General features: G+C 67.6%; 21 protein-coding genes. 15 read left to right on the top strand and 6 right to left on the bottom strand.

Going from position 1 to position 22,632, the window contains the following annotated elements:
- The first annotated feature begins 120 nt into the window (after nucleotides 1-120).
- The 4 genes from SGRAN_RS18815 to SGRAN_RS18800 all read left to right on the top strand — a co-directional run bounded on the left by SGRAN_RS18815 (nucleotide 121) and on the right by SGRAN_RS18800 (nucleotide 5,211).
- A complete protein-coding gene (locus tag SGRAN_RS18815; RefSeq protein WP_067110941.1) occupies nucleotides 121-1,620 on the top strand; it encodes a trypsin-like peptidase domain-containing protein in 1,500 nt (499 codons plus the stop codon).
- Nucleotides 1,621-1,740: 120 nt separating this feature from the next.
- Nucleotides 1,741-2,109: a VOC family protein gene (locus tag SGRAN_RS18810; RefSeq protein WP_067186135.1), complete on the top strand. Its 369-nt coding sequence runs from the start codon at nucleotides 1,741-1,743 to the stop codon at nucleotides 2,107-2,109.
- A 155-nt stretch (nucleotides 2,110-2,264) separates the two neighbouring features.
- The gene (locus tag SGRAN_RS18805; RefSeq protein ID WP_067186133.1) at nucleotides 2,265-3,860 is read left to right on the top strand and encodes a helicase HerA-like domain-containing protein; all 1,596 of its coding nucleotides are present in this window, start codon (nucleotides 2,265-2,267) and stop codon (nucleotides 3,858-3,860) included.
- A 64-nt stretch (nucleotides 3,861-3,924) separates the two neighbouring features.
- Nucleotides 3,925-5,211 carry a cytochrome P450 gene (locus SGRAN_RS18800; protein ID WP_067187182.1) on the top strand — a complete coding sequence of 429 codons (1,287 nt, stop codon included), beginning with the start codon at nucleotides 3,925-3,927 and terminating at the stop codon, nucleotides 5,209-5,211.
- Nucleotides 5,212-5,517: 306 nt separating this feature from the next.
- On the opposite strand, the gene SGRAN_RS18795 is transcribed toward SGRAN_RS18800, so the two are convergent.
- Both SGRAN_RS18795 and queF read right to left on the bottom strand, forming a co-directional pair.
- Nucleotides 5,518-5,928: an acyl-CoA thioesterase gene (locus tag SGRAN_RS18795; protein WP_067110736.1), complete on the bottom strand. Its 411-nt coding sequence runs from the start codon at nucleotides 5,926-5,928 to the stop codon at nucleotides 5,518-5,520.
- Nucleotides 5,929-5,997: 69 nt separating this feature from the next.
- Nucleotides 5,998-6,468, bottom strand: a complete 471-nt coding sequence (gene queF / locus SGRAN_RS18790) for a preQ(1) synthase (protein WP_067110738.1) — start codon at nucleotides 6,466-6,468, stop codon at nucleotides 5,998-6,000.
- Nucleotides 6,469-6,647: 179 nt separating this feature from the next.
- Between queF and SGRAN_RS18785 the strand changes: the two genes are divergently transcribed.
- From SGRAN_RS18785 to SGRAN_RS18770, 4 genes are all read left to right on the top strand, one after another.
- Entirely contained in the window at nucleotides 6,648-8,009 is a 1,362-nt protein-coding gene (locus SGRAN_RS18785; RefSeq protein WP_067186131.1) for a hypothetical protein, read from the top strand.
- Nucleotides 8,010-8,186: 177 nt separating this feature from the next.
- On the top strand, nucleotides 8,187-9,029 hold the full coding sequence (gene sseA, locus SGRAN_RS18780; RefSeq protein WP_067110746.1) for a 3-mercaptopyruvate sulfurtransferase: 843 nt from the start codon (nucleotides 8,187-8,189) through the stop codon (nucleotides 9,027-9,029).
- Nucleotides 9,030-9,200: 171 nt separating this feature from the next.
- Nucleotides 9,201-10,406 (top strand): cystathionine beta-lyase, encoded by a 1,206-nt coding sequence (gene metC, locus SGRAN_RS18775; protein WP_067186129.1) that lies wholly within the window; start codon nucleotides 9,201-9,203, stop codon nucleotides 10,404-10,406.
- Nucleotides 10,403-11,323, top strand: a complete 921-nt coding sequence (locus SGRAN_RS18770; protein WP_067186127.1) for a mechanosensitive ion channel family protein — start codon at nucleotides 10,403-10,405, stop codon at nucleotides 11,321-11,323. Before metC ends, SGRAN_RS18770 begins: the two co-directional genes overlap by 4 nt.
- Before the next feature lie 20 nt (nucleotides 11,324-11,343).
- Here SGRAN_RS18770 and ppa read toward each other — a convergent pair whose 3' ends face one another.
- Nucleotides 11,344-11,880, bottom strand: coding sequence for an inorganic diphosphatase (ppa, locus tag SGRAN_RS18765; protein ID WP_067110754.1), 537 nt, complete (start codon nucleotides 11,878-11,880; stop codon nucleotides 11,344-11,346).
- Between the two features lie 105 nt (nucleotides 11,881-11,985).
- On the bottom strand, nucleotides 11,986-13,923 hold the full coding sequence (locus SGRAN_RS18760; protein ID WP_067186125.1) for a M61 family metallopeptidase: 1,938 nt from the start codon (nucleotides 13,921-13,923) through the stop codon (nucleotides 11,986-11,988).
- A gap of 94 nt (nucleotides 13,924-14,017) precedes the next feature.
- Between SGRAN_RS18760 and hisS the strand changes: the two genes are divergently transcribed.
- The 6 genes from hisS to SGRAN_RS18730 all read left to right on the top strand — a co-directional run bounded on the left by hisS (nucleotide 14,018) and on the right by SGRAN_RS18730 (nucleotide 21,388).
- A complete protein-coding gene (gene hisS, locus SGRAN_RS18755; RefSeq protein ID WP_067187181.1) occupies nucleotides 14,018-15,271 on the top strand; it encodes a histidine--tRNA ligase in 1,254 nt (417 codons plus the stop codon).
- Complete coding sequence (gene prfA / locus SGRAN_RS18750) at nucleotides 15,271-16,338, top strand: peptide chain release factor 1 (RefSeq protein ID WP_067110760.1); 1,068 nt, start codon at nucleotides 15,271-15,273, stop codon at nucleotides 16,336-16,338. The genes hisS and prfA overlap by 1 nt, the downstream gene beginning before the upstream one ends.
- A 117-nt stretch (nucleotides 16,339-16,455) precedes the next feature.
- Nucleotides 16,456-17,283: a peptide chain release factor N(5)-glutamine methyltransferase gene (gene prmC, locus SGRAN_RS18745; RefSeq protein ID WP_067186123.1), complete on the top strand. Its 828-nt coding sequence runs from the start codon at nucleotides 16,456-16,458 to the stop codon at nucleotides 17,281-17,283.
- A gap of 257 nt (nucleotides 17,284-17,540) precedes the next feature.
- Complete coding sequence (locus tag SGRAN_RS18740) at nucleotides 17,541-18,329, top strand: DUF4167 domain-containing protein (RefSeq protein ID WP_076077013.1); 789 nt, start codon at nucleotides 17,541-17,543, stop codon at nucleotides 18,327-18,329.
- Between the two features lie 75 nt (nucleotides 18,330-18,404).
- A complete protein-coding gene (locus tag SGRAN_RS18735) occupies nucleotides 18,405-19,823 on the top strand; it encodes a DUF4139 domain-containing protein (protein WP_067186120.1) in 1,419 nt (472 codons plus the stop codon).
- A 74-nt stretch (nucleotides 19,824-19,897) separates the two neighbouring features.
- A complete protein-coding gene (locus SGRAN_RS18730) occupies nucleotides 19,898-21,388 on the top strand; it encodes a DUF4139 domain-containing protein (protein WP_234002486.1) in 1,491 nt (496 codons plus the stop codon).
- A gap of 3 nt (nucleotides 21,389-21,391) precedes the next feature.
- Here the strand turns inward: SGRAN_RS18730 and SGRAN_RS18725 are convergent, their stop codons facing one another.
- Both SGRAN_RS18725 and SGRAN_RS18720 read right to left on the bottom strand, forming a co-directional pair.
- Nucleotides 21,392-21,769, bottom strand: a complete 378-nt coding sequence (locus tag SGRAN_RS18725) for an acyl-CoA thioesterase (protein ID WP_067110769.1) — start codon at nucleotides 21,767-21,769, stop codon at nucleotides 21,392-21,394.
- Nucleotides 21,759-22,067 (bottom strand): hypothetical protein, encoded by a 309-nt coding sequence (locus SGRAN_RS18720; protein WP_067110772.1) that lies wholly within the window; start codon nucleotides 22,065-22,067, stop codon nucleotides 21,759-21,761. The genes SGRAN_RS18725 and SGRAN_RS18720 overlap by 11 nt, the downstream gene beginning before the upstream one ends.
- Nucleotides 22,068-22,194: 127 nt before the next feature.
- On the opposite strand from SGRAN_RS18720, the gene SGRAN_RS18715 reads away from it, so the two are divergent.
- The gene (locus SGRAN_RS18715) at nucleotides 22,195-22,620 is read left to right on the top strand and encodes a CBS domain-containing protein (protein WP_067110775.1); all 426 of its coding nucleotides are present in this window, start codon (nucleotides 22,195-22,197) and stop codon (nucleotides 22,618-22,620) included.
- The last annotated feature ends 12 nt before the right edge of the window (nucleotides 22,621-22,632 follow it).

The following is a 22,632-nucleotide window of genomic DNA, read 5'->3' as shown; positions in this document are numbered from 1 at the left end:
GGACGGTCGATGAACGGGATGTGCAACCGCCGTTCATGTTCAATTGCCGTTCAGCCACGCGGTCGCAGACAACCGCCGCCGGGGCCACGGGTTTTTCGTGAGAGAAGAGGATTTGCGATCGTGCGATATGTTTATGGCATCACTTCGGCCTTGCTGGTGGGCGGCACGGCGCTGGCGCTGGTCACCCAGTCGCCCGTCGGCGCGCAGGTTGCGCAGAACGAGCGCAGCGAAATCGCCAAGGCCGTTCCGCGCGCCGGCGCGCCCGAAAGCTTCGCCGACCTCGTCGAGCAGTTGCAGCCCGCGGTGGTCAACATCTCGACCAAGCAGGAGGTGACGCTCGGCGTCCGGCTCAATCCCTTCGCGGGCACGCGCGAGCCGATCACGCAGGAACAGCAGGGGGGCGGCTCGGGCTTCCTGATCTCGACCGATGGCTATATCGTCACCAACAACCACGTCATTTCCGGCGGTCCGCGCGGCGAGGAAGTCAACCAGGTCACGGTGACGCTGACCAACCAGAAGGAATATAAGGCGCGGATCGTCGGCCGCGACGTCGCATCCGACCTCGCCTTGCTCAAGATCGACGCGACGGGTCTGCCCTTCGTCAAGTTCGCAGACGGCAGTTCGGCGCGCGTCGGCGACTGGGTGATCGCGATCGGCAATCCGCTCGGCCTCGGCTCGACGGTCACCGCCGGCATCATCTCGGCGGTCCAGCGCAACCTGGGTCAGGGCGGGGCCTACGACCGCTATATCCAGACCGACACCGCGATCAACCGCGGCAATTCGGGCGGCCCGCTGTTCGACCTCAACGGCAATGTCGTCGGCATCAACAACATGCTGATCTCGCCGGTGGGCGCGAACATCGGCGTCAACTTCGCGATCCCCGCCGAAGCGGCGATCCCGGTGATCAACGCGCTGCGCTCGGGCGAGAAGATCGAGCGCGGCTACCTCGGCATCGGCATCGCGCCGGTCGACGAGGACCTCGCTTCGGCGCTCGGCCTGCCCAAGGATCGCGGCGAGTTCGTCCAGCGCGTCGAGGAAGACGGTGCGGCGGCGAAGGCCGGGCTCAAGCGCGGCGACGTCGTGACCAAGGTCAACGGCAAGGATGTGACCCCGCAGCAGACGCTGTCCTACATCGTCGCCAACACCAAGCCGGGGACGCGTATCCCGATCGAGGTGGTGCGCGAGGGCAAGACGATGACCCTGACCGCCGTCGTCGGCACCCGCCCGCCCGAATCGGAGCTTGCCGGCGCCAATTTCGATCCCGAGGACGATCAGGCGCTGCCCGACGATCCCAAGGGGACCGCCGACCAGACGGTGCAGGATACGCTCGGCCTCGCGGTGCAGACGCTGACCTCCGACATCGCGCGCGCGGTCGGCGTCGATGCCGGCACCAAGGGGCTGGTGATTGTCGCCGCCGCGGGCAGCAGCGATGCCGGCCGCAAGGGGCTGCGCCGCGGCGACGTGATCGTCAGCGCCAACCGCACGCCGGTGACGTCGAGCGAGGCGCTGGCAAAGGTGCTGAGCGATGCGAAGAAGGCAGGCCGCGACGCGGTGCTGCTCGAAGTCCTGCGTCGCGGCGGTCCCTCCGCCTTCATCGCGATCCGCCTCAAGGGCAATTGACCGGCTCGTCCGGCCATCGAAAGGGGCGCCGCGATCCTCGGGTCCGGCGCCCTTTTTCTTTGCGCTCGCCGCGCGATGTTCCTATCATGTTCTCATAATCGCGAATCGGGAGATGACAGAATGATCGGATATGTGACGCTGGGCACGAACGACTTGGCGAGGGCCGCGACCTTTTATGATGCGATCGCGGCCGAACTCGGTGTGTCGCGGATGATGGAGTTCGATAATTTCATCGCGTGGGGCAAGGAAGGCGGCGCCGCCGGGATCGGCCTGACCCGGCCTTTCGACGGCAACCCCGCGACCGTCGGCAACGGCGTGATGGTCGCGCTGGAGGCACGCGACGCGGAGCAGGTCCAGCGTCTCCACGCCATCGCGCTTGCCAACGGCGGCACCTGCGAAGGCCCGCCGGGACCGCGCGGCGAAGGCTTCTACGCCGGCTATTTCCGCGACCCCGACGGTAACAAGCTCAACGCTTTCATCATGGGGTGAGGAACCTCAGGCGGGGGGATTCCGGACATTTCCTGTCCTGGTCGCCCCTGCCCCTTCTTCGTCATCGTCGCCCGAACCGCCAACGGGTTTGCCGATTGCCTGATTTCCGCCTCCGCTCTAGACCCGGCAGGGTGTCCAACGGGAAGGAAGAGACAGTGAGCGACGGCAGCGAAGCGACCGAAATCTATATCGGCCTCGGCGGCGGCGGAGCGCCCGACGGGCCGCGCCAGTCGCTCGTGCTCAAGCGCGCCAACCGTCACGGGCTGATCGCCGGCGCAACCGGCACCGGCAAGACGGTGACGCTGCAAGGCCTCGCTGAGAGCTTCTCCGCCGTCGGCGTGCCCGTCTTCGTCGCCGACGTGAAGGGCGATCTGTCGGGCATGGCGATGGCGGGCAGCCCGACCGCAAAGACGCACGAACCCTTCGCCAAGCGCGCGGCGGAGATCGGCGACAGCGGCTGGGCCTATCGCGACAATCCGGTGATCTTCTGGGACCTGTTCGGCGAGCAGGGGCATCCGGTGCGCACCACCGTGTCCGAAATGGGGCCGCTGCTGCTTGCACGGCTGATGGGGCTCAACGAGGTGCAGGAGGGGGTGCTGACGATCGCCTTCCGCGTCGCCGACGAACAGAATCTGCTGCTGCTCGACATGGGCGACCTGCAGGCGATGCTCGCCTGGTGCGCGCAGAATGCCGACGAACTGACGACGAAATACGGCAATGTGTCGAAGGCAACGGTCGGGACGATCCAGCGCCAGCTGCTGACGCTCGAAAGCCAGGGCGGCAGTCATTTCTTCGGCGAGCCCGCGCTCGACATTCAGGACATGATTCGCACCGACGATCAGGGACGCGGCTATGTCAGCATTCTCGCCGCCGACAAGCTGATGGCGAGCCCGAAGCTCTATGCGACCTTCCTGCTCTGGCTGCTGTCGGAGATGTTCGAGACGCTGCCCGAGGTCGGCGACCCCGACAAGCCGAAGCTCGTCTTCTTCTTCGACGAAGCCCACCTGCTGTTCGACGACGCGCCCAAGGCGCTCGTCGACAAGATCGAGCAGGTCGTGCGCCTGATCCGCTCGAAGGGCATCGGCGTCTATTTCGTCACCCAGAACCCGATCGACGTGCCCGAAGCGGTCGCGGGGCAACTCGGCAACCGCGTCCAGCACGCGCTGCGCGCCTTCACCCCGCGCGATCAGAAAGCGGTGAAGGCGGCCGCCGACACCTTCCGCCTCAACCCCAAGGTCGACGTTGCGCGCGAGATCACCGAGTTGAAAGTCGGCGAGGCGCTGGTGTCGTTGCTGATGGCCGACGGCGCGCCATCGCCGGTCGAGCGCACGCTGATCAAGCCGCCCTGCTCGCGCGCTGGCCCGCTCGAGGTCAAGGAGCGCGCGATCATTCAGTCGATCTCTCCGGTCGCGGGCAAATATGACACGGTCGTCAACCGCGAGAGCGCCGAGGAACTGCTCGCCGCCAAGGCCGAGCAGGCGCAGGCCGCCGCGATCGAGGCGAAGGCGCAGGCCGAGGCCGACAAGCAGGCGGCGCTCGCCGCCAAGGAGGAGGCGAAGCGCAAGGCGGCCGAGGAGCGCGAACGGCTGCGGCTGGAGAAGGCGGCGGCGCGCGAGGCGGCGAAACCCAGCTTCACGGAAAAGATGGTGCAATCGGCCGCCCGCTCCGCCGCGACCAGCCTTGGCCGCCAGGTCGCGGGCAAGTTCGGCGGGCAACTGATGCGCGGGATTTTGGGCGGGCTGTTCAAGTAGAGAAGCAGACCCGTCGTTTCCATCCCTCTCGACACCGCCCGCGACATGAGGCAGCTTGGGTTTCATGACAAAACCCATATTGCCTGGAGAGGTAGCCGCCGCCGTCGTCGATCCCGTCGCTTATGGCGAATGGGACGGGCTGCATCAGCAACTGGCGTGGGCGCGGGCCCATGCGCCGCTCGCGGTCGCGGAAAATCCCGATCACGATCCCTTCTGGCTGGTGACGCGCCACGCCGACATCATGGCGATCAGCCGCGATCCGCAGCGTTTTGCAAACGGCGTCCGCCAGACGGTGCTGACCAACCGCGAGGGCGAGGCGCTGGCGCGCGCGGCGACGCCCGGCAATGACGGCCATCTCATCCGCTCGCTGGTTCAGATGGACGCCCCCGACCATATGAAATACCGCCTGCTGACGCAGGCCTGGTTCGCGCCCAAGAATCTGCGCATCGTCGAGGACCGCGTCCGCAAGCTGGCGCGCGAGGCGGTCGATCATATGCTGTCCTTCGACGGGGAATGCGATTTCGCACGCGACGTCGCCGCGCATTATCCGCTGCGCGTCATCATGGACATATTGGGCGTGCCGCCCGAGGACGAGCCGCGGATGCTGATGCTGACGCAGCAATTGTTCGGATCGACCGACCCCGACCTCAATCGCAGCCGCGAGGCGATCACCAGCGCCGAACAGGCGATCGCGATGCTCCATTATGTGATCGCCGATTTCGAGACCTATTTCCGCGAACTGACCGCCGACCGCCGCGCCAGCCCGCGCGAGGACATCGCGACGGTGATCGCCAATGCGACGATCGACGGCGGGCCGATCCCCGACCGCGAACTGGCAGGCTATTATATGATCGTCGCGACCGCGGGACACGACACCACCAGCGCCTCGACAGCCGGGGCGATGATGGAATTGGCGAAGAATCCGGCGCTGTTCGAACGCTTTCGCGACGCGGAAACGGAGAAAGCCGGGCTGATCGAGGAGGCGATCCGCTGGTCGACCCCGGTTCAGCATTTTATGCGCAGCGCGAAAGCGGATGTCGAGGTCGGCGGGCAGACGATCCGCGAAGGCGACTGGCTGATGCTCAACTATGTCTCCGCCAACCGCGACGAGGCGGTGTTCGACGACCCGTTCACTTTCGATCCCGACCGCCGCAAGAACCAGCAGATCGCCTTCGGCTTCGGCGCACATGTCTGCCTGGGCCAATATCTCGCGCGGATGGAGATGCGCATCCTGATGGAGGAACTGTTGCCGCGGCTGAAGAAAATCGAACTCGCGGGTGAACCCGCGCGGGTCGAGTCGGTGTTCGTCGGCGGGCTCAAGCGGCTGCCGATCCGGTTCGAGGCGGCGTGAACGGTAAGGGCGGCCGGTTCGGCTGCCAGATCAAGCTCCATGGCTCGTCACCCTGAACTTGTTTGGCGTTTATACCCTTGAGACAGGGACGCTGGTGATCCCCGGCGAAAGCCGGGGTCCATGCGAGGCAGGCGCACGTAGCTGGACCCCGGCTTTCGCCGGGGAACGCTCACCTGTCGGAAGGGGATAATTGCCAACTTGTTTCAGGGTCCATGCTCGGACCCGTCCGGTGATGATGCGTCGAAGGAGAGGCTTGGGCCATGGATGCTGAAACGAGTTCAGCATGACGGAGGTTGGAAGGGCAGCTTAGCTTTTTTCGCCCGGGAAGAAGCGCGCCACCACCTCGCTCGCCAGCCGCGCCGGACGGAGTGTTTCGGCGTCGATGCAGCACCAGCTCGACTTGACTTCGGCCAGCACTTCCTCGCCGCGCCGGATGACCGTTTCGTAAAAGGCGCGCGCGCCCTGAACCTTTTCGAGGATCACCGTCGCGATCACCTGGTCGTCGAGGAAGGCGGGGCGGCGGTAGGTGATCTCGTGCTTCAGCGCGACCCACAGATGCTGCGACACCGCCTCGGGCGGTGCGATCTTGCGCCAGTGGGCAAGCACCGCTTCCTGCACCCAGCTCAGATAATGGGCATTGTTGACGTGTCCCATGAAGTCGATGGCGTCGGGGCCGACGGTGATGTCGTGGTCGTGGGGGCGGGCGGTAGCGGTCATGCGCTGACAATAATGTAAGGGTCGTGCGACGGGAAGATGAAATCCCACCTTTTTTGTTGAAATATCGGATCAGCCGCGCCCGCGATAGGGGGCGACGCCTTGATCGGGGAGCCACAGCCCCTCGGGCGGCGGGCCGGATTGCCAGAAGACGTCGATCGGGATGCCGCCGCGCGGATACCAATAGCCGCCGATGCGCAGCCAGCGCGGGCGCATCTCGTCGAACAGGCGACGCCCGATGCCGACGGTGCAATCCTCGTGGAAGCCGGCATGGTTGCGGAAGCTGGCGAGAAACAGCTTGAGGCTCTTCGATTCGACGATCGTCTCGCCCGGCGCATAGTCGATGACCAGGTGCGCGAAATCGGGCTGGCCGGTGACCGGGCAGAGCGAGGTGAATTCGGGCGCCGCGAAGCGCACCAGATAGAGTTCGCCGCTGCGCGGATTAGGGACGTAGTCGAGTACCGCCGCCTCCGGCGCGGCGGGCAGTTGGCTGGGCTGGCCGAGATGTTTGGGGGCGAGCGGGGGATGGCTGGAATCGGTCATGGCTTTCGTCTAGAGCCTCAACGCCCCGCGCGGAAGCGCTTTGCGGACCGCCGGCCCCATGGCTCGCGATCGACCGCGCCGCATCGAGGGGCAGGGAACGATATTCGGGTGTCACGGACGGTTTGGCGATGACGGGCAGCAGGTTGGATCGGCGACGCAAGGCAGCAGCGCTGCCGTTGATGGCGCTCGCCCTGGGGCTGGGCGGGCCCGCCCCGACCGCGGCGCAGCAGGCCGAGACGCCCGATCCCGCGCCGTCGCTGACTCCGTCGTCACCCGCTCCGTCGGGGCCGTCGGTCGATTTCCGTCTGCCGCCTGCCGACGATGGCCGCGCGGCCGGGGTGCAGGGGCCGTCGAACAACGGCCTGCCGCCGATCGCCCCCGGCGAGCGCGTCACGCCTGCGCCGACGCCGACGCCGACGCCGCGTCCCGCGCCGCCGCGGGTGGCGCCGACGCTGCCAGCGACCGGCGGCGCGGCCGCGCCCGAAACCCCGCGCCGCACCACGCCCGCCGAGCCGCGCGCGGCCGAGGTAGCGCCGCGCGCCGCGTCGTCTGCACCGACCGGCGGCCAAGCTCCCGTACCGGTGCCCGTCGCGCCGACCGGCGACGCATCGCCATTGCCCGTCGGGCCGGAACCGACGGCATCCACGCCCGCCGCGGAGATGCCCAGTCCGGCGGCCGATGATGCGGCGCCGCCTGCGCTCCCTTCCGGTTCCGCGCCGGACACGCCGCTCTGGGCGTGGCTGCTGGCGGCACTGGCCGCGCTGGTCGCCGGTATCTGGTATTGGCGCCGCCGTCCGCTTCCCGAGGGCGCCGCGCCTTTCGAGGCGCCGGAAACCCCGGCGCCGCCGCCGGCCGCTCCGCAGACTCTGGCGTCCTTGCCGACACCGCCGCCGGCACCCGCGCCTTCGCCGCCCGTTCCGGCGACGCCCGACGTGGCGCCTCCGGCCCCCGCCGCGCCGCCCGCGCCTTTCCAGCCGGGCGCCCCGCGCCCGCCGTCGCCGCTCGTCACCCGGCCCGCGGCCGAACGACGGCCGGTGATCGGCATGACGCTGGAAATCCACTCGATTCGTGCCGCGCCCGACCAGATCCTGTTCGGCTTTTCGCTGAACCTGACGAACCAGGGATCGGTCGATGCCGTCGGGCTGATGGTTCGCATCGCGCTCAACCAGGGATCGGCGATGACCGAGCCGGTGCTCGCGCGCTTCTTCGACGGCGCCGGCGGCAGCGTGCTGCGCGACGACATGGCGCTGGCGCCGGGTGCGGGCGAGCGGCTCGACGGCGAGGTCGTGCTGCCGCGCGCGACGATCGAGCCGCTGCCGATGGCGGGCAAGCCGATGCTCGTCCCGGTGGCCGCCTTCGACGTCACCTATCATTGGGACGGGGCGGGCGACGGGTTCGGCCAGGTCGCGGGCAGCTTCGTGATCGGCCGCGAGACGGGGCCGAAGGAAAGCGACCGTCTGGCGCCGCTTCCGCTCGACCGCGCGACCTATGTCGTCAGCCAGCCGGGTGCCCGCGCGACGGCGATGCGGCGGAGCCTGTAGATATCATTTTTGTTGCGGCGCAGCATCGTCTGGGGCAGAGCGGCAGCGCGCTTGAAAAAGGGCAAGCGGGGGCATAGGCTGGCGACTTCCCCGGAAAGACAAGAGCCATAGCAGGATGGCCGGCGGGCGGGGCAGGACAACGCAGGTTCCACCGTCGGGTCGTAACAGGAGCATGACATGGACGCCTTGGTGTCAACCGACTGGCTGGAACGCGAACTGGGGGCATCGGACCTGCGGGTCGTCGATGCGACGAAATTCATGGTGGGGACCGACCGCGACGCGCGCGCGGAATATGAGGCGGGTCACATCCCCGGCGCGGTCTTCATGGACCTGACAGAGTTGGCCGATTCGCACAGCGATGTCGAGAATATGGCGCCGCCGCCCGAGAAGTTCGCGAGCCGGATGCAGTCGCTCGGCCTCGGCGACGGCAGCCGCATCGTGCTTTATGACGACAGCCCGCTGAAAAGCGCGGCGCGCGCCTGGTGGCTGCTCAAGCTGTTCGGCGCGCACGACGTCGCGCTCCTCGACGGCGGGCTCGCCAAGTGGAAGGCCGAAGGGCGCCCGCTCGAAATGGGCAAGCAGACGCTGCGCCACCGCCACTTCACGGTGTGGCGCGATGCGAAGGCGGTGCGCAGCAAGGACCAGATGCTCGCGAACGTCGACAGCGGCGCCGAACAGGTCGTCGACGCGCGCCCCGCGGCGCGCTTCACCGGCGAAGAGCGCGATCCGCGCCCCGGCATGGCGCCGGGCCACATCCCGGGCTCGCGCAGCCTGCCGCACAGCCAGCTTTTCAACGCCGACGGCACCTGGAAGCAGGGCGACGAACTGAAGGCGGCCTTCGACGCCGCGGGAATCGATCTCGACAAGCCGCTCGTCACGACCTGCGGCAGCGGCATGACCGCGACCGTCGTCGCCTTCGGCGCGCACCTGCTCGGCAAGGAGGATGTCGCGGTCTATGACGGAAGCTGGACCGAATGGGGCGCCGACCCGGCAACCCCGAAGGCGACCGGCGCGGCCTGAGGCCGCGCCATTTTGACTCACACGAAGACACGAAGAGGGCAGTTCATGCGCGCATGGTTCGCGCGTGGGCTGCCCTCTTCGTGTCTTCGTTTGAGAATTTGAAAGCCCGCCGCGCGGGTCGGAAGGTGCCGACTACTGGATTTTGCGCCCCGCTCGGTTAACAAGGCGCGGATGAGCAAGAGCGACGACAGCAATCTCCGCCCCGCGACGAAACTGGCGCAGGGCGGGCGGCGGCCCGAATGGACCGGCGACCCGCGGCTCGGCGGCGGGGTCGTCAATCCGCCGGTCTGGCGCGCCTCGACGATCCTCTACGATTCGGTTGCCGATCTCCGCGCGCGGGGCCATGCGACGCACGACAAGCTCTATTACGGCCGGCGGGGGACGCCGACCGTCTGGGCGCTCGCCGACGCGCTGACCGACTTCGAGCCGGGGGCCGAGGGAACCTTGCTCTACCCGTCGGGCGTCGCGGCGATCACCGCCGGGCTGCTCGCGCTGCTCGCGCCCGGCGATCACCTGCTGATGGTCGACAGCGCCTATGAACCGACGCGGCTGTTCTGCGACGATATGCTGAAGCGCTATGGCGTGCGCACGACCTATTATGATCCGCTGATCGGCAAGGACATCGCCGCGCTGATCGAGCCCGCGACGAAGCTGATCTTCCTCGAATCGCCCGGCAGCCTGACCTTCGAGGTGCAGGACGTGCCCGCGATCACGGCCGTCGCGCGCGAGCGCGGCGTCGTGACGATGCTCGACAACACTTGGGCGACGCCGCTGCTGTTCCCGGCGCTGGCGCACGGCGTCGACGTGACGATGATGAGCCTCACCAAATATGTCGGCGGCCATTCGGATGCGATGATGGGCTCGCTTACCGCGACGCCCACGCTGTGGCCGCGGCTGCGCAAGGCGACCTATCAGCTCGGCCATTCGGTTTCGCCCGACGATTGCGCCCTGATGCTGCGTGGCCTGCGGACGCTCGACGTGCGGCTGGCGCGGCATGCGGAGAACGGCCTCGCCGTCGCGCGCTGGCTGGCCGAGCGGCCGGAAGTCGGGCGAGTGCTCCACCCCGCGCTGCCCGGCGATCCGGGCCATGCGCTGTGGGCGCGCGACTTTTCGGGGACGAGCGGGCTGTTCGGCTTCACGCTGGCGGATGCCGATGACGCGGCGCGCGCGCGCTTCGTCGATGCGCTGGCGTGCTTCGGGATCGGCTTCAGCTGGGGCGGCTACGAAAGCCTGATCGTGCCGAGCGATCCGGCGGGCATTCGCACCGCGACGACGTGGACCGACCGCGATGCGCTGGTGCGCCTGTCGATCGGACTCGAGGACCCGGCCGACCTGATCGCCGACCTCGAACGCGGCCTTGCGGCGCTCGCGGCATGAGCGTCGCGGCGAGCGCCCGGCACGGCGTCGCGGAGGTGATCGCGGCGATGAAGGCGATCGGGCTCGACATCGGCGACTATCGCCTGTCGCTCTATTCGCTGTTCGCGGCGCTGGTCGTCGCGGTGCTGCTCTATGTCGCGGTGCGCGTCGTGCTGCGCGCGATCAAGTGGGTCCTGCGCCGCAACCGGCAGATCGACGACACGCAGCGAATCTTGGCCGAAAAGCTGATCGCGATCGCGCTGTTCACGCTGGCGCTGCTGTTCGGGGTCGACCTGCTCGGCATCGACCTGACCGCGCTGGCGGTCTTTTCGGGTGCGGCGGGGCTGGCGATCGGCTTCGGCCTGCAGAAGACCGTCGGCAACCTGATCGCCGGGATCATCCTGCTGATGGACCGTTCGATCAAGCCGGGCGACGTGATCGTGGTGGGGGATGCCGCCTCGATGGGCGTCGCGACGCTCGGCGGCGTGCCCAATGTCGGCTATGTCGCGAAGATCGGGGTGCGCGCGGTCAGCGTCGTGACCCGCGACGGCAAGAAGCACCTGATCCCGAACGAGCTGCTGATGACGCAGGCGGTCGAGAATTGGAGCTATTCGAGCCGCGACGTGCGCGTGCGGATGCGGGTTCCGGTTCCCTATGACTGCGACCTGCGGCTGGCGCAGCGGTTGATGGTCGAAGCGGCGCGGACCAATCCGCGCATCCTGTCCGATCCCGAACCGGTGGTGTGGATCATCGGCTTTGGCGAGCGCGCGGTCGAGCACGAGTTGCGCTATTGGATATCGGACCCCGAGGCGGGGCTGGGCAATATCCAGGGCAGCGTGTTCCTCGACATATGGGACCGGTTCGGCGAAGCGGGAATCCGCATCCCCTATCCGCGCCAGGACATACGCTTCGTTTCGGATGGCGACGCGCCGGAATAGGGCGCGTAGCCCGCTGCGGCTCAGACGCCGGCCTGCCTGGCGCGCTCGATCCCCTCGACGATGATCCGCTTGGCTTCGTCGACGTCGCCCCAGCCGTTGAGCTTGGCCCATTTGCCGGGTTCGAGATCCTTGTAGTGGGTGAAGAAATGCTCGATCTGCTGCATGACGATCGGCGGCATCGAGCGATAGCTCGCCACTTCGGCATAATAGGGAAAGGTCGCGTTGATCGGGACGCACAGCAGCTTTTCGTCGCCGCCCTTGTCGTCTTCCATCAAAAGCACGCCGATCGGGCGGCACTTGACCACCGCGCCGGCGATGACCGAGGTGCGCGCGACGACGAGCGCGTCGAGCGGATCGCCGTCCTCGCCCAGCGTGTGCGGGATGAAACCGTAGTTGGCGGGATAGCGCATCGGTGTGTGCAGGAAGCGGTCGACGAACAGCGCGCCCGACGCCTTGTCGAATTCATATTTCACCGGCTCGCCGCCGATCGGCACCTCGATCAGCACATTCAGGCTGTCGGGCGGATTGTCGCCGGCCGGGATCAGGTCGATACGCATGGGAGAGAATATCCTTCGGTCTTTTTTGAAATGGCGCGCGCCTTTAGCGCCTGACGGCGCGCAAAGTCGAGGGGGAGCTTACTCCTCCCGCAAGCGGGAGGGAAATCAGAGCGCGCGTTTCGCCGCGAGCAGCCGGTCGAACCAGTCCGGCCCGCTGCCGGTCTTTTCGAGGTGTGGCCAGCGCAGGCCGCCATGATAGGCGATCTCGATCGTGCGATAGCGGCCGCCGCGCTCGACCAGCAGACGCACCGGAGTCCTGCCGTCGGCGGCGGCGCGGATCGCGGCCTCTATCCGCTCGCGGCTGTAGCCGAGGCCGTCGACCGCGAGAATCTTCGTGCCGTTGACGATGTCGGCACGGAAGGCCGGGCCGTCCCACAGGATGCCGGTGGCAACGCCGTCCTTGTCGATCACCAGGCCGAGCGAGTGGGTGAGGTCGGCGGTCTTGGCGCGCGCCATCCGCGCCCGGTCATAGGCGTTGGGGGCGTCGCGCCAGACGAGCCGGTATCCCGCCCTTTCGATGCCGCCGGTCGGCGCAGGCTGGCCTGGAGTCTGGAGACGGGTGCGCAGGAACTCGCTCCAGTCATAGGGGTGGATGGTGTTCAGCACTGCGACGACGTCGCCGAAATCATAGGTGACCTCGCCCCAGTCTCCGCCCCGGCCGCCGAAGAAGGCTTTGGCGAAATCGTCGAGGCTCTTCATATCGTTCGTCGCCTGCCGGATGATCATGTCGGCTTCCAGCCAGACGAGCGAGCCTTCGTTGTAATAATCCTCGGTCCGCGTCGCGCTGGGGAAGGGGCGCGGCTTGCGGCCGGCGATCACCGGGTCGAGCGTCGTGTCCTCGACCGATCGCCACGCCCGGCCGGCCTGCGCGGCAAAGAAGGCGGCGTTGGTCGCCCATTCGCCAAGCACCGTATCCTTGCTTTGCATGCCTGAACGGCCGGCAAGGACGAGGTCCCAGAAGCTCGTCTGGCCCTCATAGACCCACAGCAGATTGCCCTGCATCGGGGTCCGGAAATCGGGCGTCCACAGCTTGGCGGGGCGGCGGTATTTGCCGTTCCAGCTGTGGGTGAATTCGTGCGGCAACAGCCCGCGCTCCGAATCATTGTCGTCCCAGCGCGTGAAATAGTCGGTGGCGCGGCTGTTCTCGCTGCTGCGATGATGTTCGAGGCCGATGCCGCCGAGCTCGTCGGTGAGCGCGAGAAGGAATTCGTAGCGGTCGAAATGCTTCGTCCCGAACAGCGCCACCGTCTCGGCGACCAGCGCCGCGTGGCGCGCGATCTGGTCGGGGGTCGCCTCCAGATATTTGGCCTCGTCGGCGACGACGTTCAGCGTGACATTCTGCCCGAGGTCCCATTTGCGGAAGAACTTGCCGGCGAACATCGGGCTGTCGACCAGTGTCTCGTAGCTGGTGGGGGCATAGCTGTAGCGGTTGCCCGAAACCTTCAGCCCGTCGAGCGCCGCGGCACCGGTCCAGCCCTCGGGCAGCGTCACCTCGAGCTGCACCGGGATGTTGCGCGTGAAATAGCCGGCCGGGTAGAGGCTGACCTGTTCCCACTGGAGGTTCATCATCGCGGGCGTGACGACGATGCGGCCCTCGCTCGGCCGCGTCGGCGACAGGAAGTCGAAGGCAACGTCGATGCTCTTGGTGCCCGCCGGTATGTCGATGTCGAAGGCATAGACGTCGGTCGGCTGGCGCACCCAGGTCAGCGGCGTCCCGCCGGCGCTGGGCCGGAACCCCGCGATCTCCGCGATCGCGCCGCGCGGCGCATGCTTGCCGGGCAGCCATTGCGGATAGAGGAGGGTCAGCTTGCCGCTCTTCGCGACCGGAATCGTCTGGCGGACGCGGAAGATTCCGCGCGCGACGTCGGTCGCATCGACGCGAAGCTGCAGCGTCCCCGGATAGGCCTTGTCGGCGGGCAGCGGCACGACATGCGGCTGGACGACCGGCTGCGGGCGGCTGTTGGCCTCCTCGGCGGCGGAGGAGGAGGCGAGGGCGAAGGGAGCGGCCAGCAGGGCCGCTGCGACGAACGGTGCCATTTTCATGGTCAGCCTGTTGCCGGGAAAAGCGGCGAAGGTCCAGCGCGGGGTCTGCGAGGACCCTTTGCGTTTCGACGAAAAGCCATTAGACGCCGCGGCCATGAGCAAGGACCGCGCGAAGAAAATCCCGACGCCGCAGCCGGTGCGCGGCACCCAGGACATGCTCGGCGATTTCGCCGACCGTTTCCAGCATGTCGTCGATACCTTCGACCGCGTGCGCCGCCTCTATGGCTTCAAGCGCGTCGAGGTGCCGGTGATCGAACCGACCGCGGTGTTCGCGCGCAGCCTGGGTGAAACGACCGACGTCGTGTCGAAGGAAATGTATTCTTTCGAGGATCGCGGCGGCGAATCGATCACGCTGCGCCCCGAATTCACCGCCGGAATCGCGCGCGCCTATATCTCCAATGGCTGGCAGCAGTTCGCGCCGCTGAAGGTCGCAACGCACGGTCCGCTGTTCCGCTACGAGCGGCCGCAGAAGGGCCGCTATCGGCAGTTCCATCAGCTCGATGCCGAAGTGCTCGGCAGCGACAGCCCGCTTGCCGACGCCGAACTGCTCGTCCTCGCCGACCAGCTGCTGAAGGAACTGGGGATCGCCGAGGGGGTGACGCTGACGCTCAACACGCTCGGCGACGCGGAAAGCCGCGAGGCGTGGCGTGCGGCGCTGGTCGAGCATTTCACCGTCCATCGCGGCGAGCTGTCCGAGGACAGCCTCGCGCGGCTCGACAAGAATCCGCTGCGCATCCTCGACAGCAAGGACCCGCGCGACCGGCCCATTGCCGACAGCGCGCCCGACATCGACGCCTTTCTGACCGGGGCGGCGCAGGATTTCTTCGGCGCGGTGACCGCGGGGCTCGACGCCGCCGGGGTGGCGTGGGAGCGCAACGCGCGGCTGGTGCGCGGGCTCGACTATTATCGCCACACCGCGTTCGAATTCGTCACCGACCGGCTTGGTGCGCAGGGCACGGTGCTGGGCGGCGGACGCTATGACGGATTGATCGAGGCGCTCGGCGGGCCGCCGACCGCGGCGGTCGGCTGGGCGGCGGGTATTGAGCGACTGGCGATGCTGCTCGCGGATAATGCCGTCGACACGCGGCTCGACGCGGTGATCGCGGTCGAGGACGATGCGATGTTCGATCTCGCGATGCGCGGACTTCGCCTTCTGCGCGACAATCGGGTGTCGGCGGACATCGTCGCGACGGGTTCGCCGCGCAAGCGTTTCGACAAGGCCGCGAAGGTCGGCGCCCGCGCGCTGATTTCGATCAGCCTGCGCGACGGCGTTCCCTTCACCAACGCCAAGACCGATGGCAGCGAGGCCGCCGCCCGCGCCGAAGCGCTGTTTCGTTCGATCGGGTGATGGCGAACGTTTCGGCCAGGCAGATCGACGCGATCATCGAGCGCCATGCCGCGCTCCAGGCGCGCATGGCGACGGGCGACATGACGCCCGCCGATTTCGTCGCGGCCTCGAAGGAGTTCGCGGAGCTGGAGCCCGTCGCGGCGGCGGCGCGCGAGGTGGTGCGGCTGCGCGGCGAGCTGGCGGCGCTTGATGAAATGCTGTCCGACGCCGAGATGAAGGCGATGGCCGAGGAGGAGATCGCCGCGGTCAAGGAGGCGCTGCCGGCCGCCGAGCACGACCTTGCGGTCAGGCTGCTGCCGAAGGACGTCGCCGACGAGCGCGCGGCGATGCTCGAAATCCGCGCGGGGACAGGCGGCGACGAGGCGGCGCTGTTCGCGGGGGACCTGCTCCGCATGTACGGCCGCTACGCCGACGCGCAGGGCTGGAAGGTCGAGATCATCTCGGCGAACGAGGCCGAGGTCGGCGGCTACAAGGAAGTCGTCGCGTCGGTGACGGGGCAGGGGGTGTTCGCGAAGCTCAAGTTCGAGAGCGGCGTTCACCGCGTCCAGCGCGTTCCCGTCACCGAAAGCGGCGGGCGCATCCATACCAGCGCCGCGACCGTCGCGGTGCTGCCGGAGGCCGAAGAGGTCGACGTCGCGATCGACGAAAAGGACCTGAAGGTCGATATCTATCGCTCGTCCGGCGCGGGCGGGCAGCACGTCAACACGACCGATTCGGCGATCCGCATCACCCATATCCCGACCGGCCTCGTCGTGATCCAGCAGGACCAGCGCAGCCAGCACAAGAATCGCGCGAAGGCGATGCAGGTGCTGCGCGCGCGGCTCTATGACCTCGAACGTGCGCGTGCGCACAGCGCCGAGGCGTCGGCGCGCAAGTCAATGGTCGGGTCGGGCGACCGGTCCGAACGCATCCGCACTTATAATTTCCCGCAGGGGCGCGTGACCGACCATCGCATCAACCTGACGCTCCACCGCCTGCCCGAGATACTGGAGGGACAGATGGACGAACTGATCGATGCGCTGATCGCCGAGGATCAGGCGCAGCGGCTGGCGGGGCTGGGTGATTAGCCTCGGAGCACCCCGCCTGATCCGAATCCGTTCGTATCGAGCGAAGTTGCGATACCCCTCGGCTCGATATCGTCTCGATGAGTGTCCCGACTTCGCTCGACACGAACGGAATTCGGCGTGAGTGAGGTCGGGCTGGCTCTCCGCGCCGCCGCGACCCGCCTCGCCGCCGTGTCCGAAACCCCGCGCCTCGATGCCGAACTGCTGATGGCGCATGCGCTGGGGGTGGAGCGCGCGGCGCTGCTGCTCGATCCCTCCCGCTACGCCGTGCCGGAGGCGTTCGCGACGCTCGTCGAGCGGCGGTTGGCGCACGAACCCGTCGCCTATATCGTCGGCTATCGCGATTTCTGGACGATCCGGCTCGCGGTGGGTCCCGGTGCGCTGATCCCGCGTCCGGACAGCGAGACGCTGATCGAGGCGGCGCTCGATCACTTCGGTGCACGGTCGCCGCATCATATCCTCGACCTCGGCACCGGGCCGGGGACGCTGCTGCTGGCGGCGCTCGCCGAATGGCCAGCGGCGACCGGACTGGGGATCGACGCGAGCGAGGCCGTGCTGACCTTGGCGCGCGCCAATGCGGAGGCCCTCGGGCTCGCGGCCCGCGCCGCCTTCCGCGTCGGCGACTGGATGGCGGGCATGGCGGGATCGTTCGACCTCATCCTGTGCAACCCGCCCTATATCGCCGACGGCGAGGCGCTGATGCCCGACGTCGTCCGATACGAACCGGCGAGCGCGCTGTTCGCGGGGGTGGACGGGCTCGACGATTATCGCCGGATCATTCCGATGCTGCCGGACTATCTCGCCCCCGGCGGCGCGGCGGTGCTTGAAATCGGGTCCACACAGCATATGTTGGTGGCAGAACTGGCCGAAGCGGCGGGATTTGCCGTACGGTACCGCCGGGATTTGGGTGGTCGCGACCGGGCGCTTTTGCTGACCCGCGTCGGATAGCGCCCCCATACAAGAATTTTCTTGGTTTCCGCCGCAAAGCGCTGTAGGGGGCGGCTCACAGGCCCGACCGGGGTCCCTTCATCGGGCCGGCTGGTCTGCTTCCCACTTGCGATGCCGGTGCGGGACCATGGGTCCGGCGCGGGCGACAGAGGGCTAGAACCGCGCAGCGAGCGCGGGTGCGGCACGCCGATTTGGTGCCGCCGGCCAAAAGGGGTTGGCATAGCTTATTAGCTTTCGACAGGATGTCTCAGTTGAACATGAACAACCGGCAGAGCGGTCGCCGTCGCGGCCGCAACAACAACAGCAACAACCGGTCGCAGTCGGGCGGACGCGGGGGCGTCGACCAGGCCAACCGGATCGACAGCCGGGCGCGCGGCAATGCCGTCCAGATGATCGAGAAATACAAGAATCTCGCGCGCGACGCGCAGCTTTCGGGCGACCGGGTGCAGACCGAATATTATCTGCAGTTCGCCGACCATTATTTCCGCGTCCACAGCGATTTCCGCGCCCGCCAGGAGGAAAGGGCGGCGCAGAGCGGTCAGGAGCGCAGCCCCGACCGCCATCGCGAAGTACGCGGGGTCGAGGATTTCGACGGCCATGACGAGAGCGATCTCGACAGCGATGGCGAGCGGACCGAAACCGAGCAGGACGGCGAAACGCGCGGCAACCGCGACCGCCGCGACGACGAGGATGGGCGCGGCAATCGCCAGCCGCGCGCCCGCGGCCGTCGCGAACGCGATCAGGATCGCAGCGAAGCCGGTACCGAAACGAAGGAAGGGGGCAGCGCCGAGCGCGAGACGCCCGAGGATGCGCCCCCCGCACCGCGCACCGCGCGCCGCGGCCCGCGCCGCACGCGCGAGCGTGAGGAGGATGCGCGCGAAACAGCGGGAATCGACAGCGCCGCACTGCCACCCGCGATCGGCCGCAGCGAACGCAATGCCGATGCCCCCGCCGGGGACAGCGCCGAAGAGGCGCCGGCGCCCAAGCCGCGGCGCACGCGCCGGACACTCGCCGCGCGCGACACCGGGGTCGAAGCGGCGGAATAAGTCCGCGATTCGACGCTGGTTTTTGCCATCGACATGCCATAGCCTCCCCCGGACCACCGTTCGGGGGAGTTTTTCATGCGAGCCTTGGCAAGCCTTTGCTGTCTGACCCTGGCGCTGGGCGCCGCTTCCGCCGCGGCGCAGGACCCCGCCGCCGGCAATGCACAGGGCGACCTGTCGGTCACCATCTACAATGGCGGCCAGTCGCTGGTGCAGGACATCCGGCAAATCTCCTTTCCCGCCGGTCGGACGCGGCAGGAATTTCCCGACGTGTCGGCGCAGATCCGGCCGCAGACGGTGTCGTTCAGCGCCGCGGGCACCGCGATCGTCGAGCAGAATTTCGATTATGACCTGCTGTCGCCCAACGCGCTGATGCAGAAGGCGGTCGGCGAGACGGTGACGCTGCTGCGCATCAATCCCGCGACCGGTGCCGAGACGCGCGAGCGCGCGAAGGTGCTCGCGGTCAACGGCGGCGTCGTGCTCGAGATCGGGTCGCGCATCGAGATATTGCGCGACGACGGGCTGCCGGTGCGGGTGATCTTCGATAAGATTCCGCCGAACCTGCGCGCCAAGCCGACGCTGTCGATCACGGTCGAGAGCAAGAGCACCGGAACGCGGCCGGCGACGCTGTCCTATCTGACCGGCGGGCTCGGCTGGGCGGCCGACTATGTGTCGCTCTACGACGAGAAGGCGGGGACGATCGACGTCCAGGGCTGGGTCACGCTGACCAACACCACCGGCACCACCTTCGACCGGGCGCGCACCCTGCTCGTCGCGGGCACGCCGTCGGCGGGTAATGCGGCGAGCAGTGGCGGCGTCTATCGTCCGCGGCCCGTGGCGCCGGGCGAATTGCGCCGCGCGGGCACCGAGACCGCGCCGCGCGAACAGCTGGGCGACTATTATCTCTATCCGCTGGCCGAGCGCACGACGATCGCCAACGCGCAGACGAAGCAGGTCAGCTTCCTCGACGTGGCGAAGGTGCCGGCGCAGAAGATCTACGAATATACAGTGGCTGGCTTCAACAATATGACCGAGCCGCAGAGCGCGGCGAGCGTGATCAAGTTCAGTTCGAGCGCGCAAGGCGGGTTGGGCGACGCGCTGCCCGCCGGGACGGTGCGTTTCTACCAGCGCGACATGCGCGGCGACCCGCAGTTCATCGGCGAAAGCCGGATCGGCCATACGCCGATGGGCAGCGAACTCGGCCTCAAGACCGGCGACGCCTTCGACGTCAAGGTGAAGGCGACCGTCGTATCGCGCGAACGACGGTCGCCGTCGATCTGGCGCTCGTCGATGTCCTATCTGCTCACCAATGCGCGGCCGCAGCCGGTGACGATCGACCTCGTCCAGCGTGGGCTAGACTGGTATTGGGACGACACGCGCATCATCACCGAAAGCCGGAAGAGCGAACGACTCGACAGCGACGGGACGCGATGGCGCGTGACGGTTCCTGCCAATGGCGAGACGACGATCACCGCCACCTTCGAAACGCGCTATTGATCCGCGCCGCGATGCGCCGGTCGCTTGCTTTGCTACTGCTTCTGTCCGCATCGCCCGCGGCGGCGCAGAGCGTCGTGACTTCGACCGCCCCCGATTTGGTTTCGATCAGCGCGTTCCGCGATCCCGGACGCGGCGAAGGCGGCGAGATCGACCTCGACAGCCTCGCAGGCTTCGCGCTGATCTCCGAACAGCGCACGATCGACCTGCCGGCGGGCGAATCGCTGCTGCGCTTCGAGGGCGTGGCCGAAGGGATGGTCGCGGTATCGGCGATCGTCACAGGCCTGCCCGGCGGGGTGGTGCAGAAGAATCGCGACGCGGCGCTGCTGTCGCCCGCTAGCCTGCTCGACGGATCGCTCGGCAATCGCGTCCACCTCCGCCGCACCGATCGCGCGACGGGCAAGGTCACCGAAGAGAATGCCTTCATCCGCTCGGGTCCCGACGGCGCCGTCGTGCTGCGAACCGCCGCCGGCTATGAGGCGCTGCGCTGTTCGGGCCTTCCCGAAATGCTCCTTTACGACAGGGTGCCGAAGGGGCTGACCGCAAAGCCGACGCTGTCAGTGACGACGCGCAGTCCGGCCGCGCAGCGCGTGACGGTAACGCTCACCTATTTGTCGACGGGCTTCGACTGGGCGAGCAATTATGTCGCGCGCGTCGCGGGCGACGGGAAGACGCTCGATCTCTTCGCCTGGTTGACCGTCGCCAACAGCAATGGCGAGAGCTTTGCCGATGCCGATCTGTCGGCGCTTGCGGGGACGCTGAATGTCGAGCAGGATTTCGATGAGCTGGTCGAGGCGCCGCCGCAACCGCAGCTTCGCCTGTCCTGCTTCCCGACCGGCAGCGGGCGCAACGGCATCCGGCCTCCGCCACCGCCCTCTCCGCCGCCGGCGCCCGCCGCAATGGCGGGTTACGATATCGTCGTCACCGCGCAGCGGCGCGAGGCAAGCCTGATGGATTCGCCGATGGCGATCACCGCGTTCAGCACCGCGCAGCTCGAGGATATGGGCGATCTCAAGCTTTATCGCGTGCCGATGCGGGTGACGGTCGCGGCCAATGCGCAAAAGCAGGTCGCGCTGCTGGTGAAGGACAAGGTGCCGTTCCGCACCATCCATCGCCTGCGGACCTGTCCGACCTGCGAACCGAAAAACGAAGGTACCCAGATCGTGCTGCGGATGGAGAACAAGGAGGCGGGCAAGCTCGGCGTGCCCTTGCCGAGCGGACAGGTCGCGGTGTTCGAATCGGCGCTCGGCGAGGAACTGCTCGCGGGCGAGGGCGCGATGCGCGACCATGCGGTTGGCGAGACGGTCAACCTCGTCATCGGCGAAAGTCGCCAGGTCCTCGTCACCGCCGACAATCATCATGCGCCGGGCAAGCAAGGCGAAGATTATCGCGTGACCGTGACCAACGCGAACCCCTTTGCGGTCGTCCTCGAACTCGGGTTCGCCATCGACGACATGAAAGTGGTCGATTCGCGGCTCCGCAAACTGCCGCGTAAGGATGGTCTGCCCACCTGGATCGTCACCGTGCCGGCCAACGACAGCCGGACGCTCGATTATCGCGCTAAATAAGGTCTAGACCGGTGGCAGCGGGCGCGGGCGGTGATCCGCGTCGAGTGCGACGAAAGTGAAAAGCCCCTCGGTCACCTTGACCTCGCGCTGGTCGCGGCCGCGGGTCGCGATTACCTCGATCCGGATGCCCATCGACGTGCGGCCGCGCCGCTCGAGGTGCGCATAGACGGAGATGAGGTCGCGAAGCAGGATCGGCGCGATGAATTCCATCGCCTCGATCGCGACGGTCGCGGTCGGCCCCTGCGCGATGCGCGCCGCGACGATGCCACCCGCGATGTCCATCTGCGACAGCACCCAGCCGCCGAAGATATGGCCGTTGCTGTTGATGTCGGACGGTTGGGGCACGACCCGCAGGATCGGGTCGCGCGGGCTATCGGTCATTCTTCATGTCCGGGTCGTCGGCGAAGGGATCGTCGATCGCTTCGTCGTGCCCGCTGCCGCTCGACAGAAAGACCAGCCCCATCAGCGCCGCGCCGAGCATCACCGACAGGCCGACGCCGGCGGCGGTCGCGATCATCATGTGAATCGTCAGCGCGTCGCCCATCGTATAGCGCAGCCAGCCGAGCGCGCCGACGACGGCGACCAGCGAGACGATCGCCATGCCGCGCATCAGCCGGCGATAGCGCGCCCAGGCGACTTTCGACGTGTCGCCATCGTCGAGGGGCGAATGTTTGACCATGCCCCCCCATGAACCAACCGCGCGCCGAGGCCAAGCCCGAATGACGGCATGCGGGCCTCTGGCGTTTCGGCTTTGGCGCGAATCATGATAGGCTTTGCCGCGACGATATATGGTGGGAGCGGCAGGAATGACGATTGGAGCCATCCTCTACGGGCGTACGGGCGCGGTGATTTCGGCGCGGCAGGACGACAGCGTGCGCGCGGTGATCGACCTGCTGGCGCAGCATCGCATCGGCGCGGTTCCGGTGCTCGACGGCGACATGATCGTCGGCATTTTTTCCGAGCGCGACCTGGTGCGGCTGATTTCCTCCTACGGCCCCGATGCGCTCGACCGCAAGATCGACGATGTGATGACCAAGTCGCCGGTGACGTGCGATTCGGGCATGGCGGTAATCGGCGCGCTGTCACAGATGACGCAGAAGCGGATTCGGCACCTGCCAGTGGTCGACGAAGGGCGACTCGTGGGATTCGTGTCGATCGGCGATCTCGTCAAATATCGCATCGACAAGATCGAGGCCGAGGCGGCCGCGATGCGCGACTATATCGCGTCCTGATCGCCGCGGCGG

The organism is Sphingopyxis granuli, assembly GCF_001559015.1.
In the GTDB taxonomy this organism is placed as follows: domain Bacteria; phylum Pseudomonadota; class Alphaproteobacteria; order Sphingomonadales; family Sphingomonadaceae; genus Sphingopyxis; species Sphingopyxis granuli.
Note: the sequence above shows the minus strand (reverse complement) of the source record. Positions and strands in the feature narration are given on the sequence as shown.

Bases quoted from the DNA above. Each gene is read 5' to 3' on its own strand.
- SGRAN_RS18810 (WP_067186135.1), top strand. From the start codon at position 1,741: ATGATCGGATATGTGACGCTGGGCACGAACGACTTGGCGAGGGCCGCG.
- SGRAN_RS18800 (WP_067187182.1), top strand. From the start codon at position 3,925: ATGACAAAACCCATATTGCCTGGAGAGGTAGCCGCCGCCGTCGTCGAT.
- SGRAN_RS18795 (WP_067110736.1), bottom strand. From the start codon at position 5,928: ATGACCGCTACCGCCCGCCCCCACGACCACGACATCACCGTCGGCCCC.
- queF (WP_067110738.1), bottom strand. From the start codon at position 6,468: ATGACCGATTCCAGCCATCCCCCGCTCGCCCCCAAACATCTCGGCCAG.
- SGRAN_RS18785 (WP_067186131.1), top strand. From the start codon at position 6,648: ATGGCGCTCGCCCTGGGGCTGGGCGGGCCCGCCCCGACCGCGGCGCAG.
- sseA (WP_067110746.1), top strand. From the start codon at position 8,187: ATGGACGCCTTGGTGTCAACCGACTGGCTGGAACGCGAACTGGGGGCA.
- metC (WP_067186129.1), top strand. From the start codon at position 9,201: ATGAGCAAGAGCGACGACAGCAATCTCCGCCCCGCGACGAAACTGGCG.
- SGRAN_RS18770 (WP_067186127.1), top strand. From the start codon at position 10,403: ATGAGCGTCGCGGCGAGCGCCCGGCACGGCGTCGCGGAGGTGATCGCG.
- ppa (WP_067110754.1), bottom strand. From the start codon at position 11,880: ATGCGTATCGACCTGATCCCGGCCGGCGACAATCCGCCCGACAGCCTG.
- SGRAN_RS18760 (WP_067186125.1), bottom strand. From the start codon at position 13,923: ATGAAAATGGCACCGTTCGTCGCAGCGGCCCTGCTGGCCGCTCCCTTC.
- hisS (WP_067187181.1), top strand. From the start codon at position 14,018: ATGAGCAAGGACCGCGCGAAGAAAATCCCGACGCCGCAGCCGGTGCGC.
- prfA (WP_067110760.1), top strand. From the start codon at position 15,271: ATGGCGAACGTTTCGGCCAGGCAGATCGACGCGATCATCGAGCGCCAT.
- SGRAN_RS18740 (WP_076077013.1), top strand. From the start codon at position 17,541: ATGAACAACCGGCAGAGCGGTCGCCGTCGCGGCCGCAACAACAACAGC.
- SGRAN_RS18735 (WP_067186120.1), top strand. From the start codon at position 18,405: ATGCGAGCCTTGGCAAGCCTTTGCTGTCTGACCCTGGCGCTGGGCGCC.
- SGRAN_RS18725 (WP_067110769.1), bottom strand. From the start codon at position 21,769: ATGACCGATAGCCCGCGCGACCCGATCCTGCGGGTCGTGCCCCAACCG.
- SGRAN_RS18720 (WP_067110772.1), bottom strand. From the start codon at position 22,067: ATGGTCAAACATTCGCCCCTCGACGATGGCGACACGTCGAAAGTCGCC.
- SGRAN_RS18715 (WP_067110775.1), top strand. From the start codon at position 22,195: ATGACGATTGGAGCCATCCTCTACGGGCGTACGGGCGCGGTGATTTCG.